The 13,623-nt window shown below is 69.8% G+C and carries 14 protein-coding genes; 3 read left to right on the top strand and 11 right to left on the bottom strand.

Going from position 1 to position 13,623, the window contains the following annotated elements:
• Positions 1 to 267 precede the first annotated feature (267 nt).
• Positions 268 to 1,641 (top strand): PhoPQ-activated pathogenicity-related family protein, encoded by a 1,374-nt coding sequence (locus ACRYRV_RS05395; RefSeq protein WP_444985725.1) that lies wholly within the window; start codon positions 268 to 270, stop codon positions 1,639 to 1,641.
• Here the strand turns inward: ACRYRV_RS05395 and ACRYRV_RS05400 are convergent.
• The 3 genes from ACRYRV_RS05400 to ACRYRV_RS05410 all read right to left on the bottom strand — a co-directional run bounded on the left by ACRYRV_RS05400 (position 1,638) and on the right by ACRYRV_RS05410 (position 5,101).
• Positions 1,638 to 2,258 carry a rhomboid family intramembrane serine protease gene (locus tag ACRYRV_RS05400; RefSeq protein ID WP_253449184.1) on the bottom strand — a complete coding sequence of 207 codons (621 nt, stop codon included), beginning with the start codon at positions 2,256 to 2,258 and terminating at the stop codon, positions 1,638 to 1,640. The two genes, ACRYRV_RS05395 and ACRYRV_RS05400, sit on opposite strands and share 4 nt — an antisense overlap.
• A 138-nt stretch (positions 2,259 to 2,396) precedes the next feature.
• A complete protein-coding gene (locus ACRYRV_RS05405) occupies positions 2,397 to 3,794 on the bottom strand; it encodes a uracil-xanthine permease family protein (protein WP_253449181.1) in 1,398 nt (465 codons plus the stop codon).
• A 116-nt stretch (positions 3,795 to 3,910) separates the two neighbouring features.
• Positions 3,911 to 5,101 carry a M24 family metallopeptidase gene (locus ACRYRV_RS05410; RefSeq protein WP_444985724.1) on the bottom strand — a complete coding sequence of 397 codons (1,191 nt, stop codon included), beginning with the start codon at positions 5,099 to 5,101 and terminating at the stop codon, positions 3,911 to 3,913.
• Between the two features lie 178 nt (positions 5,102 to 5,279).
• Here ACRYRV_RS05410 and ACRYRV_RS05415 point away from each other — a divergent pair, with 178 nt between their 5' ends.
• Complete coding sequence (locus tag ACRYRV_RS05415) at positions 5,280 to 6,002, top strand: YebC/PmpR family DNA-binding transcriptional regulator (protein WP_253449175.1); 723 nt, start codon at positions 5,280 to 5,282, stop codon at positions 6,000 to 6,002.
• A 21-nt stretch (positions 6,003 to 6,023) separates the two neighbouring features.
• Here ACRYRV_RS05415 and ACRYRV_RS05420 read toward each other — a convergent pair whose 3' ends face one another.
• Both ACRYRV_RS05420 and ACRYRV_RS05425 read right to left on the bottom strand, forming a co-directional pair.
• The gene (locus ACRYRV_RS05420) at positions 6,024 to 6,872 is read right to left on the bottom strand and encodes a DUF2279 domain-containing protein (RefSeq protein WP_444985723.1); all 849 of its coding nucleotides are present in this window, start codon (positions 6,870 to 6,872) and stop codon (positions 6,024 to 6,026) included.
• Positions 6,873 to 6,883: 11 nt separating this feature from the next.
• Entirely contained in the window at positions 6,884 to 7,732 is an 849-nt protein-coding gene (locus tag ACRYRV_RS05425; protein ID WP_444985722.1) for an alpha/beta hydrolase, read from the bottom strand.
• Between the two features lie 86 nt (positions 7,733 to 7,818).
• Here ACRYRV_RS05425 and ACRYRV_RS05430 point away from each other — a divergent pair, with 86 nt between their 5' ends.
• Entirely contained in the window at positions 7,819 to 9,066 is a 1,248-nt protein-coding gene (locus ACRYRV_RS05430) for a hypothetical protein (protein ID WP_444985721.1), read from the top strand.
• 12 nt (positions 9,067 to 9,078) lie between these two features.
• On the opposite strand, the gene ACRYRV_RS05435 is transcribed toward ACRYRV_RS05430, so the two are convergent.
• The 6 genes from ACRYRV_RS05435 to dbpA all read right to left on the bottom strand — a co-directional run bounded on the left by ACRYRV_RS05435 (position 9,079) and on the right by dbpA (position 13,349).
• Positions 9,079 to 9,519, bottom strand: a complete 441-nt coding sequence (locus tag ACRYRV_RS05435) for a DUF4399 domain-containing protein (protein ID WP_444985720.1) — start codon at positions 9,517 to 9,519, stop codon at positions 9,079 to 9,081.
• A gap of 117 nt (positions 9,520 to 9,636) precedes the next feature.
• The gene (locus ACRYRV_RS05440) at positions 9,637 to 9,876 is read right to left on the bottom strand and encodes a hypothetical protein (protein WP_253449165.1); all 240 of its coding nucleotides are present in this window, start codon (positions 9,874 to 9,876) and stop codon (positions 9,637 to 9,639) included.
• Positions 9,877 to 9,925: 49 nt separating this feature from the next.
• Complete coding sequence (locus ACRYRV_RS05445) at positions 9,926 to 10,117, bottom strand: tautomerase family protein (RefSeq protein ID WP_253449162.1); 192 nt, start codon at positions 10,115 to 10,117, stop codon at positions 9,926 to 9,928.
• A gap of 87 nt (positions 10,118 to 10,204) precedes the next feature.
• Entirely contained in the window at positions 10,205 to 10,951 is a 747-nt protein-coding gene (locus ACRYRV_RS05450) for a creatininase family protein (RefSeq protein WP_444985719.1), read from the bottom strand.
• Between the two features lie 63 nt (positions 10,952 to 11,014).
• Positions 11,015 to 11,917: a PA4780 family RIO1-like protein kinase gene (locus tag ACRYRV_RS05455; protein ID WP_253449156.1), complete on the bottom strand. Its 903-nt coding sequence runs from the start codon at positions 11,915 to 11,917 to the stop codon at positions 11,015 to 11,017.
• 28 nt (positions 11,918 to 11,945) lie between these two features.
• The gene (dbpA, locus tag ACRYRV_RS05460; protein ID WP_444985718.1) at positions 11,946 to 13,349 is read right to left on the bottom strand and encodes an ATP-dependent RNA helicase DbpA; all 1,404 of its coding nucleotides are present in this window, start codon (positions 13,347 to 13,349) and stop codon (positions 11,946 to 11,948) included.
• Positions 13,350 to 13,623 lie beyond the last annotated feature (274 nt).

Consider the following 13,623-nt stretch of genomic DNA (forward strand, 5'->3'; position numbering starts at 1 on the left):
CATGAGACACCCTCCTGGATGGAGATGAAGAAGCACCGGCACCGTCAGGCACCGGGGTCGGGGCAGGGAGTCACTCCCTGGCCACAGTGTAGTCATAGCGGCTCGCCGAATGCGGGCCAGGAGTGTCGCAGATGGCGACATCACCCCCGGCTGCTCCTGCGCCTTTCGCCGACACCGCATCGGTAGGGGCAATAGTCCTCGCCACGATACCGCGAGGCCTGGCGGGTTCGCTATGCTGCAGGAGACTCCCTGCGGAGGCCCTCGCCCATGCGACTCGCGACCCTGCTCCTCGCCTGCCTGCTGCCCCTCGCCGCTGAAGCGGACGACACGCCCGCCCGCTCACCGGACACGCCACTCGAGGCCTATGTGGCAAGGCCGGATGCGGCCTTTCACTGGGAGGAGGTCGCTCGGCAGCGCCTCCTCGGCACCGAGACCCGGCTGATCGAACTGACTTCCCAGCGCTGGCGCGACACCCTCTGGCACCATCAGCTTTGGCTGATCGACCCCACAGAGGGGCAGGGCGACCGCCACGCCCTGCTGTTCATCGGCAGCGGCACCTGGCCGACCGTGGGCGAGCCCTCCCGGGAGCCGCCGCGGGACGCCGCACGCTTCGTGGCCCTGGCCCGGGCGTTGGAGACGCCGGTGGCGGTGCTGCGCCAGGTGCCCTTCCAGCCGCTGCTGGGCGGGCTGACCGAGGATGCCCTGATCGCCGAGACCTTCCTGCGCTTTCTCGACGCCCCCGAAGAGGCCGACTGGCCGCTGCTGCTGCCCATGGTCAACAGCGCGGTGCGCGCCATGGATGCCCTGCAGGCGCTGACCGCCGACTGGGAGGCCCCTCTCGAGACCTTCACCCTGACCGGCGCCTCCAAGCGCGGCTGGACCACCTGGCTCACCGCCGCGGTGGACCCGCGGGTGGCGGCCCAGGCCCCCATGGTGTTCGATATCCTCGACATGGAGCCGCAGCTGGCCCACCAGCGCCGGGTGTGGGGGGCTCCTTCACCGCAGATCGCGGACTATACCCAGCGCGGTATCGATGCCCGGCTCGACAGCGAGGCGGGCCGCGCCCTGCAGGCCATGGTCGACCCCTACCGCTACCGGGAGCGCCTGACCCAGCCCAAGCTGCTGGTGCTGGCCAGCAACGACGCCTACTGGCCGGTGGACGCCCTCAACCTCTACTGGGATGCCCTGCCCGAGCCCCGCCATCTGCTCTACCTGCCCAACCAGGGCCACCGGCTGCGCGACTATGCCCGCCTGCTGCCGAGCCTGGTGGCCTTCCACCGCCGCGTTAGCCGTGGCGAGCCGCTGCCGGCGCTGGCCTGGACGTACCACTGCAAGGAGGAGAGGGTGACGCTGCGGGTGAGCGCCACGGAATCCGTCAGCGAGGCCCGGGCCTGGGTGGCACAGGCGCCGACACGCGACTTCCGCGAGGCCCGCTGGGCCCCCCACCCCCTTGAGGCCAGCGACGGGGAGCTAGCCCTCGCACTGCCCTACCCCGAGAGCGGCTACCTGGCGCTGTTCGGCGAACTGCTGTTCACCGAGACGCCCGGGGAACGGCTGACCCTCTCCACCACCGTGCAGGTAATCGGCCATGAGGCGGGCGCCTCCGATAGTGACCGCTGCCCCGAACCTCGGGGCAGCTAACCCTGCCAGAGGCTGCCGCTGGCAGGCGACGTGACCGCATCGAGAAAGCGCAGGGCCAGCGCCGGCTCCAGGGCAAGCATGAAGGCAACGCCCCAGACGCCGCCCCACAGGTGCGCACTGTGGTTGATGCGATCGCCTCCGCGCCGCTGGGCACGCAGGGAGTAGACCACATAGGCCGCCGCGAAGAGGATCGCCGGCACCGGCACGAAGAGCACGAAGAGCAGCGACCAGGGCCGCAGCAGGATATAGGCAAACAGCAGCGCCGCCACGGCTCCGGAGGCGCCCAGGCTGAGAAAACGCATATCGTGACGGTGGCGCAGATGGGTGGGCAGGATCGCCACCAGCAGCCCCGACAGGTAGAAGAGCAGAAAGCCAAAGGGCCCGATGCGCGGCGTCAGCACCAGCTCCATCACCGTGCCGAAGAAGTAGAGGGTGATCATGTTGAACAGCAGATGGGTGCCGTCGGCGTGGATGAAGCCGTGGCCCAGCAGCCGCCACCACTGCCCCCGTGCCACGCCGGGCGGCCAGTAGACCAGCGCCGCGTGCAGCCGGGGCCAGACCCAGGCCGCCAGGGTCACCGCCGTGGTCACGAGAACCAGCAGCAGCGTCATGCTCATGCACGGACCTCCCGAGAAGGACGCGCTGCCTTGCCGGCGCGGAAAGCCGGCGAGCCAGGCTCGGCAGCATCGTCAGGGTTCTCGGCTCAGACCGCGGCGAGCCGCCATTGGTGCCCCGGACCAACCCGGGGCACACCCTCAGGAGGCCTCGGCGCGGCGTGCCGGCCGAGCGGCCGTTTCCTCCTCGGCCATCGCCCTGGCCAGGGCCTCACGCTCGGCGGCCTCGTCGGCCAGGCTGCGCTTCGGCAGCACCAGGTTGAGGGTGAAGGCCACCAGGGCGGCGACCACGATGGGCGAGCCGCCCACCACCAGCTGCAGCATCGCCGGGAGCTGGCCGATCGCCTCGGGTACCGCATAGACCCCCATGCTCAGCGCCAGGGCGAGACTGGCGATGGTCATGTTGCGCGCCGACAGCTCGTCCCGGGTGATCAGCTGGATACCGGTCATGGTGATCATGCCGAACACCGTGATGGTGGCCCCGCCCAGCACCGGATAGGGAATGGTGGTCATCACGGCACCGAACTTGGGCACCAGGCCCGCCACCAGCAGGAAGAGCGCGGCCAGCGCCAGCACGAAGCGGCTGACCACCTTGGTCATCGCCACGATGCCCACGTTCTGGCTGTAGGAGGAGGTGGGCATGGCGCCGAAGAAGGAGCCGACCGCGGTGGTGGCGCCGTTGCCCAGCAGCCCGCCGAACAGCTCCCGGGTGGTGGGCTCGCGGTTCATGCCCCCCACCGAGGTGGCGGAGAGGTCGCCGATGGTCTGCACCGAGTTGACCACGCAGATGATCACCACCGAGAGGATGGCGGCGGCGTGAAACTCGAGCTCAAAGGGCATCAGCCGCGGGGCGCTGAACCAGCCCGCCTCGCGCACCGGAGTGAAGTCCACCATGCCCAGCGCCAGGGACAGCGCATAGCCCACCCCGATGCCGCAGATGATCGCCGCCAGCTTCATGAAGCCCCGGGCGAACTGGGAGACCCCCAGCACCACCCCCAGGGTCACCAGTGCAACCAGCCAGTTCTGCGGGTCGCCATAGTCGCTGGCGCCCACCCCGCCGGACATGTAGTGGATGGCGATGTCATACAGCGAGAGGCCGATCACCAGCACCACCACCCCCGCCACGATGGGGGGAAAGAGGTGGCGGATGCGGGTAATGAAGAGCCCCACCAGAATCATCGCCAGGCCGCCCACCACCTGGGCACCGAGGATCCCGCCGATGCCGTACTGGGCACCCACGGCGACCAGAGTGGGCACATAGGCGAAGCCCACGCCGAAGATGGTCGGCAGCCGGGCGCCGAAGCGCCCCACGCCGTAGAGCTGGATCAGGGTAGCCAGCGCCGAGGCGATCAGCGAGATCTGGATCAGCAGCATCTGCTCGGCCAGGCTGCCGCCGGCGGCACCGACCACGATGATCGGCACGGTCACCGTGCCCATGATCATCGCCAGGATGTGCTGGAAGGAGAGCGGCAGGGCCCTGGCCAGGGGCGGCCGGCCATGGAAGTCGAAGACGGACTGACTAGGATGTGGTGTGCTCATCGGGGGGCTCATCGCGATTCTTGTCGTTGGTTGGGGTCGCGATGACTGAGCCTAGCCAAGAGCCAGGGTGTACACAACTTTTGTATACTAAAAATACGCCAATGTAGACCAATGTCTCAACCGAAGGCCTCTGCCAGCCGCCAGTCATTGTCGGTAATGGGGACTGCGCCGCGGAAGGTGACCCTGACGGTATCGCTTAGGCCGACCCCCCACTGCCCTGGCAGGCGCAGGCAGAGCGGCAGGTGGAAGACCATGTCCTCGGCGAACTCGCGCGGCTGGCCGCGAGCGATGTAGCCGGTGCCCTCTACCCAGCTGGGCGGAAACTGGGCGCCCACCGCATAGCCGAACACCCACGAGAAGAAGAGCCGCTCGGCGTGGGGGGCGAGCACCGCCTCGGCGGCCCGGGCCGCCGCATCGAAGGTGTTGCCGGGGCGCATCTCGGCAGTGAGCGTTTCGAACAGCGCCCGGCAGAGGTCGCGGACCGCCTGCATCTCGGGGGGCGCCCGGCCCGCCACGGCGGTGCGCATCATGGGGGCCGTGTAGCGCTGGAAGGCCGAGCCGAACTCCAGGAACACCGGATCCCCCGCCTCGATGACGGTGCGCTTGTGGTTGACGTGGATCACGCTGATGCGCCGCCCGCTGGTGACGATGGGCTGCAGGCTCATGAACTCCCCGCCGGCGGCCAGCATGGCCCGGGCGCCCTCGGCGGCCACCTCGTTGTCGGTGACGCCCGGGGCGATCACCGCCTCGGCGGCGGCGAGGCCGGCGGCGGTGATCCGCGCGCTCTCGCGCAGGCAGTCGAGCTCCGCCGGCGTCTTGACCAGGCGGATGGCATCGAGCAGGGCCCCGCCGTCGTCGGAGAAGCGCTCGGCACCGAGCCGCGCCTGCAGCTCGCGGATCACCCCGAAGCGCAGCCCGGCCCCGAAGGCATCCAGCCCGATGCGCCGGAAGGGCGAGAGCGTCTCGGCCAGCGGGGCGATCACCTCCTCGATCCCCTCCCAGCAGTAGCCGAGGATCTCGTCCACCTCGGCGGTGACCACCGCCGGGCCGGTCTCGATGGAGGGCACCTGCAGCACCCGCCGGTCGGCCGAGACCACCAGGGCGGTGTGCACCGAGACCTCGAAGGTGTGATAGCCGGTCAGGTAGAAGATATCGGCGGGGTCGGTGAGCAGCAGCGCCTCCAGGCCCGACCTGCCCATGGCGGCGCGAACCCGGGCCAGGCGGGCCGCGAACTCGGCGGGAGCGAAGGGCAGCTCGGCACCGGCAAGGTGAACGGCCAGGGCGTGGCGATAGGCGTGGTGATCCATGAAGGCTCTCCGGCGAAGGCGGGGCGCTTGAGCGCCAGCCTGAGCGGGGCGCTCGGGCTATCGGCAGTGTAGCCCCGGACCCGACGCAGACCAGCGGAAGGAAGCGAAAATATCCCTGTTCGCCTCCGGCCCGGTTTCGTAGAATCCAGCCTCGTGTTGAACGCTACAGGACAACGATATGGGACGGGCCTTTCAGAACCGCAAGGAATCCATGGCCAAGACGGCCGCTGCCAAGACCAAGGTCTACAGCAAGTACGGCCGCGAGATCTATGTGGTCGCCAAGCAGGGCGGCACCGATCCCGCCGGCAACCTCAGCCTGCGCGGGCTGATCGAGCGCGCCAAGAAGGACCAGGTACCCAGCCACGTCATCGAGAAGGCCCTGGACAAGGCCAGTGGCGTGGGCGGCGAGGACTTCTCCCCGGCCCGCTATGAGGGTTTCGCGCCGGGCAATGTGATGGTCATCGTCGACTGCCTGACCGACAACCCCAACCGCACCTTCGGCGACGTGCGCGCCTGCTTCACCAAGACCAAGAGCAAGATCGGCACCCCGGGCACCGTCAGCCACATGTTCGACCACTGCGCCATCCTCGCCTTCAAGGGCGACGACGAGGAGGCCACCCTGGAGGCGCTGATGGAGGCCGATGTCGACGTCACCGACATCGAGAACGAGGCGGGCCAGATCACCGTCTTCGCCCCGCATACCGAATATGCCAAGGCCAAGCAGGCGCTGCTCGACGCCTTCGGCGAGCTCGACTTCGAGGTGGACGAGATCCAGTTCGTGCCCCAGACCACCACCCCCATCGAAGGCGACGACGTGGCGATGTTCGAGAAATTCCTCGATATGCTCAACGAGCTGGACGACGTCCAGAACGTCTTCCACAACGCCGAGCTGCCCGAGTAACGCTCTCTTGCTGCCGCCCGCTCAGGGCGGCAGCGGCCAGGCGGTACCCGGCACCTGCACGTACTCGAAGACGCGCTGCACCCCTGCCGGGGCGCCCATGCGCCCCAGCACCAGCGGCACATGGATCCCCACGCCGATGAAGGGGTGCCGCGAGGGCGCATCGAAATAGTCGCGATCGGTGGAGGAGTAGCCGCGGGTGCCGTAGCCGGCCTGCAGCTCCACCCAGCGCAGCGGCGTCTCCCCGGCGCCCCAGGCCTGCAGCGGGAAGGCCAGCAGCCAGCGAGAGCCCGAATAGTCGGTGGTGATGTCATACTCACGGCCGTCGCGCATGGCCGGCGAGGGGAAGTACTCCCAGCGGAACTGCACCCGCTCCCCCCATTCGGGGTAGCGCAGGCGCAGGTACTCGAGCCCCACCCCGGCCATATTGGCCACCTGGTCCTCCCAGCTGAAGCCATGGTCCGGCGAGAAGCCATCGCCCACCTCCACCGTGGTGGTCAACAGCAGGCCGCTGAAGGCCCCCAGCCGCGCGGCCTCACGCTCCGCATAGCCCCAGCGCCGGTAGAGGCTCGCGGCGATCGCCGTGGAGACCGCGCCGGCATAGGCGTGGCCCAGCTTGTCGGCGCCCCCCGAGGCGGTGTCGCGGCCGAACCAGCCCTCGCTCTCGGTGCGAAAGCTCGACTCCCCCCAGTTCCAGACGCCGAAGCCGTAGGCGGTGACGCCGCCGACGATGGCCCCGTTGAGCCAGAAGGCCTTGCGCTCGTGGCTCCAGCCGTCCGCGTCATCGCCGGCCCAGCCGCCCGCAGGCAGCGCCAGCAGCAGTGCCGCCGCCAGGGCCGATCCGCCACGCCGGCACGCTTGCCATGCCCCCATGGATCACCTCCTCACTCGCCGGGCCGGTCGAGCCCGCCGACCTCGACCAGGAAGCCGTCGATCCCTTCAGAGTAGTCCGGCTCGCTCTCCAGGAAGCCGGTGTTGTGGCCGCCGCGGATCTCGAGCAGGCGCTTCGGGTCACGCGCCGCCCGGTAGACGGCCTCGCCCTCGGCGAAGGGGATGATCTCGTCGTCGCGGCTATGGATCACCAACAGCGGCGCCGTGATGCCCCCGACGTGGCTCTCGGTATCGTGGGAAAAGCGCGCCAGCCAGCGCGCCGGCAGGAAGGGGTAGACGCGCTGGGCCAGCTCGGGAACCGAGCGGAAGGGCGACTCCAGGATCACCGCCGCCGGCCGTTCGCCCTGCGCCTCCCGCTCCTCGGCCAGCTCGGCGGCCACGGCGGCCCCCAGGGAGCGCCCGAACAGCACGACCTCCTCCGGGGCCTGGCCGGCCTCCTCCCGCAGCCAGCGCCAGCCGGCCATGGCGTCCAGCGCCAGCCCCGCCTCGGAGGGACGCCCCTCGCTGCGGCCATAGCCGCGGTAGTCGAGGATCAGCACCGCGAACCCCAGGCGGTGGAACTGCACCAGGGAGTCGAGGCGGTGGGAGATATTGCCGGCATTGCCGTGCAGGAAGAGCAGGCTGGCCCGAGGCCGCTCGTGGGGCAGCCACCAGGCGTCCAGGGCCAGGCCATCCTCGGTCTCGAGGAGCACCGGCTCCCAGGCCAGGCCGCGATCCGCCGGAGTGCCGATGGGCTCGCGGCCCATATGCGGCAGGTAGAGCAGCCGCTCCTGGAAGGCCCAGGCCAGCGCCACCACCAGCAGATAGACCAGTGCGATCCCGACAAGCCAGCGCAGCAGCATCCTGACCCTCCCTCTCTGCCAATCGTCTGCGGGGACTCCCTGCGGCATACTCTGTCGAGTCTCGACGCGTCCCGCAAGGAAATCGGATGATCACTCCCGTCCTCTCCCTGACCACGCTATCCCGGCTGCTGCTCGGCACCCTGCTGGCCCTGCTCCTGGCGCTGGCGCCCCAGGCCCAGGCGGCAACGCCCCCGGTGGAGGCGCGCGGCGAGGCCGAGGTGCTCTGGTACTTCTGGCGCGACCACTGCCCCTTCTGCCAGGAGGCCGCCGCCTGGCTGGATCGTCTGGAAACGGAGCGGCCCGACCTCGAGGTGCGGCGCATCGAGGTGGTGCAGGACCCGGACGGGCGCGCCCGCTTTCTCGCCATGATGGCCGAGCTCGGCAGGACGCCCAATGCCGTGCCCACCTTCATCCTGGGCGACCAGGTGTGGGTGGGCTTCTCGCCGGCCATCGTGGAGGGGCTGGAGGCGCGGCTCTCCTCGGAGCCAGCGGCGGCCGACGCCTCCCGCTGGCGGCTCGACCTGGGCCCCCTGGGGCGCATCGATCTGGCCGGGGAGTCGATGCTCTTCGCCACCCTGCTGATCGCCTTCGTGGACGGCTTCAATCCCTGCTCGATCTGGGTCCTCAGCGTGCTGCTGGCGATGATCCTGGGCAGCGGCTCCCGGGCCCGCACCGCCGCGGTGGGCGGCACCTTTCTACTGGTCACCGCCAGCCTCTACGGCCTCTTCATCGCCGGGCTCTTCGCCGCCCTCTCCGTGGCCCGTCACCTGGCCGGTATCCAGCTGGTGGTGGCGCTGTTCGCCCTGGTGTTCGGCGCGGTCAACGTCAAGGACTACTTTGCCTTCAGGCAGGGCTTTTCCTTCAGCATTCCCGAACGCTTCAAGCCCCATATCTATCGCGGCAGCCGCGAGGTGCGCCGGGAGCGCCCGCTTCCCGTGACCCTGCTGGTCACCGTGGTGCTGGCCGGCGGCGTGGCCCTGGTGGAGCTGCCCTGCACCGCCGGCTTTCCGGTGGTCTGGACCTCGCTGCTGGCCGAGGCCGGGGTCGAGGGGATCGCCTTCGCCGGGCTGCTGGCCGTCTATCTGCTGGTCTACCTGGCGATCGAGATCGCCATCCTGGCGGTCGCCATTGCGACGCTCAGCATCGGCCGCATGCAGGAGACCCACGGCCGCACCCTGAAGCTGATCGGGGGGATGGTGATGCTGGCGTTGGGCGGCGTCATGCTGGTGGCGCCGGAGCTGATGGAGAGCCTGACCGGCTCGCTGGCGGTAATCGGGCTCGCCCTGGCCGGCGCCCTGGGGATAATGGCCGTCAGTCGCCTCGGCGGCGCCTGACGGCAGGCCGCATTACTCCACGGTCACGGTGATGACGTCGGAGACCAGCGGCGGATCGAAGCTGACATGGCGGTAGTCCATGAACAGCAGCTGCAGGCGGTACTCGCCCGGTTCGAGCTCCAGGCTGCCCTCGGTCTGGCCACCGCCGAAGTGGCGAGTATGGTCGGTGAAGGGCAGCGGCGCGTCCAGGTCCACATCTTCCAGCGGCATGTTCACCAGCAGGTGGTGATGGCCGGTGTCGGGGAAGTCGGCGCCCGCCGGGGCCACCCCCATCCCCTTGAGCCCCATGCGCACGGTCACCGGGCCCGAGAGAGTCGCCCCGTCCTCGGGCGAGATGAAGTAGACCTCGGCGCCTTCAGGGGCCGAGACCCGCTCCAGGTCCGCCATCGCCGGCGCTGCGAGCAGGGCGCTGGCAAACAGCCCCACTGCCAGGGAACAGTTCCACTTGTACATTGTTATCGCCTCCTTGGTTTGACATCCCGCAGCGGCAGGCAGACGGCCTGCGCCGCCTGAACAAGCCTAGACGAAATGCGCCAGGAGGGCGCCCCGGCGGGGTAGCGCGATGGCCTGTCAGCGAGAGGCCTCGTCGCTCCGGGCATCATCGAACCAGGGCAGGCGACGCTTGATGGCACGCACCGCTCTGGGCACCGCCACCAGGCGCACCAGGTAGGCGAGCGCCAGGCCGCTGACGATGGAGAAGAGCATGCCCTGCCCCACCCGGAACATCAGGGCGGTAAAGAAGGCGGTCAGGACAGCGGTGAAGATCTCTTCCAGGTGTCCCTGGATCCAGGCCTTGTGGCTCGGCTTCATGGTGTCACTCCTTGTGGTGTCTCAGCAGGGTCGTGTAGTCAGCAGGCGCTCAGCCCGGCTCGGCATCGCAGCCCATCACGCCGCCCCGGGCCCAGTGCTCGCCGTCTACCTCCTGGAAGAACACCTGCACGGAGTCGGCCCGGGCGCCGTAGACCTCCTCGAAGGCCTCGGTGATGCGCCGCGCCAGCTCGCGCTTCTGCTCCAGGTCGCGGGGAAACTGCTGAACGGTGACGATGGGCATGACGCCTCCTGCAACGGAAAATGGGCAGGTCACGATAGCAGAAACCCGCCAGCGGCGGGTTTCATAAAGCGTCCGGCACGCGCGCCCTCAGGCGCCCTCCACGAAGGCCCGATAGGCCTCCCAGGCGTCCTCGACCCCCGCCTCGAGGAAGCGCGCACCGTGCTCGGCGCTGGCCAGGGAGGGGTCGGAGCCCATGCGGCCATCGGGGAAGCGCCGGCGGAAGGTGTGGGCGTCGCACTGGGCGCTGCCGGCGGGCGCACGGCGCGGCGACATGGCTACGTCGCGCAGCGTCGCCGGGGCGGCATGCCAGGCCAGCGACACCTCGGAGGCGGTGGCGTGGCTGCCCTCGGCATCACCGTAGAGCGACTCGGCCAGCTCGCGGCCGCGGCGACCGGCGAACCAGTTGAACAGCCGCAGCTGCAGCTCGCCGGCCACTTCGCGCCGCAGGCTGCGCTCGCCGAGCACCTCGGCGAAGGCGGCATTGACGGTGGCGATATTGCCGCCGTGGCCGTTAAGGAAGAAGACGTGGGTAAAGCCGTGGTGCGCCAGCGACTCGATGGTGTCGCGCAGCACCGCGACCAGGGTGCTCGGCCGCAGGGTCAGGCTGCCGGGAAAGGCCAGGTGGTGCTGCGCCACGCCGATCGCCTGGGTCGGGCCGACCAGCACCCCGTGACGCTCGCCCAGGGTCCAGGCGATCGTCTCGGGGCAGAGGGCGTCGGTGCCCATCGGGCCGTTGGGGCCGTGCTGCTCGGTGGAGCCGATGGGCAGGATGATGCCCCTGGCGCGCTCCAGATAGGCTTCCACCTCCTGCCAGGTGGCGTGCTGCAGTCGCATCGCTGCGCTCCCATGCCGTGGTCGATGGGACCATGATGGCAGATACACGGCACCACCGCTGCCTCAGCGCTCCTTCTGGGCCGCCTGCCACTCCTCGGCGGCCTCCTCCACCCCGGGCTCGTCGCCGCGGTTGAGGGCCGCTCGGCGATAGGCCTCCTCGTCGCGCACGTCCTCGATCACCGTCATCAGGTCGCCCACATCCACCGGCGCGGTGTCGTGGACGAAACAGCCGGTGAGTTCGCTCTCCGGATGCAGCTCGCCCGCCTCATAGAGCGCCCAGATCTCCTTGCCGTAGTCGGTGGCCAGAAGCTCCGGAGCGAAGCGGCCGAAGTAGCGGCGCATGTTGTCCACGTCGCGCTCGAACATCATCTCGGCGCTGTTGTTGCCGGCGGCGTCCACCGCCTGGGGCAGGTCGATGATCACCGGGCCGTCGGCGGCCATCAGCACGTTGAACTCGGAGAGATCCCCGTGCACCAGGCCGGCACACAGCATCTTCACCACGTCACGGATGATCTTGGCGTAGGACTCGCGGGCCTGCTCGGCGCTCAGGGTGACGTCGTCCAGGCGCGGGGCGGTGAAGCCCTCGGCGTCGGAGATCATCTCCATCAGCAGCACGCCATCGATAAAGCCATAGGGCTTGGGCACCCGCACGTCCGCCGCGGCCAGGCGATAGAGGGCGTCGACCTCGGCGTTGAGCCAGGCCTGCTCCTGCTCCTTCTGGCCGTAGCGGGTCTTCTTGGCCATGGCCCGGGAGCGGCGGCTGTTACGCTCGCGGCGCCCCTCCTGGTACTGCACGGCCTGCTTGAAGCTGCGCTGCTTGGCCTCCTTGAAGACCTTGGCGCAGCGCCGCTCGCCGTGGGAGCGCACCACGTAGACCTGGGCCTCCTTGCCGCTCATCAGCTGGCTCTCGACCGCCTCGATCAGGCCGTCGTCCACCAGCGGCTGCAGTCGCTTGGGTATCTTCATCTCATCTCCCGAAATTCGCCGAGGCGCCTCACCGGCCGACCCGCCGGGCGCGCACGCTGCGCCCCTTGATTCTACCGTCGAGCAGCCGCGCCAGGGCCGCGTCGGCCACCTCGCGCCGCACGGCCACATAGGCGCTGTTGGCCAGCACCTTGATCTTGCCCACCTGGTCGCCGGCCAGCCCCGCCTCGCCGGTCAGGGCGCCGAGGATATCGCCGGGGCGCACCTTCTGTTTCTTGCCGGACCCCAGCTGCAGGGTCGCCATGGGCGGTACCAGCGGCTCCCGGGCGAGCACCGCACGGGGCGGCAGCGGGGCCTCCTCCAGTAGCTCGCCGAGGAAGTCGTTGAGGCGCGCCAGCCGGTAGGCCTCGCCCTCGCCGACCAGGGTGCAGGCGATGCCGGCGCTGCCGGCCCGGCCGGTACGCCCGACCCGGTGCACGTGCACCTCGAGCTCCCGAGCGATCCGGTAGTTGAACACCGCATCCAGCTCGGCGATGTCGAGCCCCCGGGCCGCCACGTCGGTGGCCACCAGGATGGAGGCGCTGCGATTGGCGAAGAGCACCAGCAGCCGGTCGCGGTCGGCCTGCTCCAGGTCGCCGTGCAGCGCCAGAGCGCTGAAGCCCGCCGCCCCGAGCGCCTGGGCCACCTCGTCGGTCTCGCGCTTGGTGTTGCAGAACACCACGCTGCTACCCGGGCGGAAGTGCAGCAGCAGCCGGCAGAGCGCCTCCAGGCGCGCCTCGTCGCCGTCGGCGACCCGGTAGACCCGCTCATGGATGCTGCCGGCGTCGTGGGTCTCGGCCACCTCCACCGTCACCGGGTCGCGCATCAGCGCCGCGGCCACGGGGCGCACGGCGTCGGAGAAGGTGGCGCTGAACAGCAGCGTCTGGCGCGACGCCGGGGTCTCGGCGACGATCGCCTCGAGGCTCGCCTGGAAGCCCATGTCGAGCATGCGATCCGCCTCGTCCAGCACCAGGGTCGCCAGCCCGTCGAGGACCAGCGAGCCCTTGCGCAGGTGCTCCTCGATGCGGCCCGGGGTGCCCACCACCAGGTGGGCGCCGTGGGCCAGGGAGGCGAGCTGGGGGCCGAAGGGGGCGCCGCCGCACAGGGTCAGCACCTTGACGTTGGGCAGGGTGCGCGCCAGGCGGCGCAGCTCGCCGGCCACCTGGTCGGCGAGCTCACGGGTCGGGCAGAGGATCAGCCCCTGCACCCGGAAGCTCGCCGGGGCGAGCCGCGACAGCAGCCCCAGGCCAAAGGCCGCGGTCTTGCCGGAGCCGGTCTTGGCGCGGGCGATCACGTCGCGACCGGCCAGGATCGGCGGCAGGCCCTCGGCCTGGATCGGCGTCATGGCGGCAAAGCCCAGGGAGGCGAGATTATCGATCAGCGCCGGGGCCAGCGGCAGCGTGGCGAAAGCGGTATCGGGGGAGGCATCAGACAAGGGAAGATCCTGCAGACAAATAGGGAGCGCCGGCGACAGCAAGCCGACCGGGGCCGGTAGCGGCCGGAGTCGACAGTCTATGAAGCGGCGAAGGCCGAGCGGCGCTGACCGGGCAAGCCCGGGGAAGCGAGAGAATTGAAGGCCTGCAGGATAGCAGAATGGCACCCGGTTCGCTGCTGAAACCGTTCACCGCGAAGCCGGTCCGGGCTCTCTGCTATGATGGCCTGCATTCCTACTTCATCACACCCCGAGAAAGGTGGGGTCAAGACGAGCT

The organism is Halomonas mongoliensis, from assembly GCF_052496345.1.

Bases quoted from the DNA above. Each gene is read 5' to 3' on its own strand.
- ACRYRV_RS05425 (WP_444985722.1), bottom strand. From the start codon at position 7,732: ATGCTGCTGCGCTGGCTTGTCGGGATCGCACTGGTCTATCTGCTGGTG.
- ACRYRV_RS05400 (WP_253449184.1), bottom strand. From the start codon at position 2,258: ATGAGCATGACGCTGCTGCTGGTTCTCGTGACCACGGCGGTGACCCTG.
- ACRYRV_RS05395 (WP_444985725.1), top strand. From the start codon at position 268: ATGCGACTCGCGACCCTGCTCCTCGCCTGCCTGCTGCCCCTCGCCGCT.
- ACRYRV_RS05410 (WP_444985724.1), bottom strand. From the start codon at position 5,101: ATGGATCACCACGCCTATCGCCACGCCCTGGCCGTTCACCTTGCCGGT.
- ACRYRV_RS05435 (WP_444985720.1), bottom strand. From the start codon at position 9,519: ATGTACAAGTGGAACTGTTCCCTGGCAGTGGGGCTGTTTGCCAGCGCC.
- ACRYRV_RS05420 (WP_444985723.1), bottom strand. From the start codon at position 6,872: ATGGGGGCATGGCAAGCGTGCCGGCGTGGCGGATCGGCCCTGGCGGCG.
- ACRYRV_RS05430 (WP_444985721.1), top strand. From the start codon at position 7,819: ATGATCACTCCCGTCCTCTCCCTGACCACGCTATCCCGGCTGCTGCTC.
- ACRYRV_RS05415 (WP_253449175.1), top strand. From the start codon at position 5,280: ATGGGACGGGCCTTTCAGAACCGCAAGGAATCCATGGCCAAGACGGCC.
- ACRYRV_RS05455 (WP_253449156.1), bottom strand. From the start codon at position 11,917: ATGAAGATACCCAAGCGACTGCAGCCGCTGGTGGACGACGGCCTGATC.
- ACRYRV_RS05445 (WP_253449162.1), bottom strand. From the start codon at position 10,117: ATGCCCATCGTCACCGTTCAGCAGTTTCCCCGCGACCTGGAGCAGAAG.
- ACRYRV_RS05405 (WP_253449181.1), bottom strand. From the start codon at position 3,794: ATGAGCACACCACATCCTAGTCAGTCCGTCTTCGACTTCCATGGCCGG.
- ACRYRV_RS05440 (WP_253449165.1), bottom strand. From the start codon at position 9,876: ATGAAGCCGAGCCACAAGGCCTGGATCCAGGGACACCTGGAAGAGATC.
- ACRYRV_RS05450 (WP_444985719.1), bottom strand. From the start codon at position 10,951: ATGCGACTGCAGCACGCCACCTGGCAGGAGGTGGAAGCCTATCTGGAG.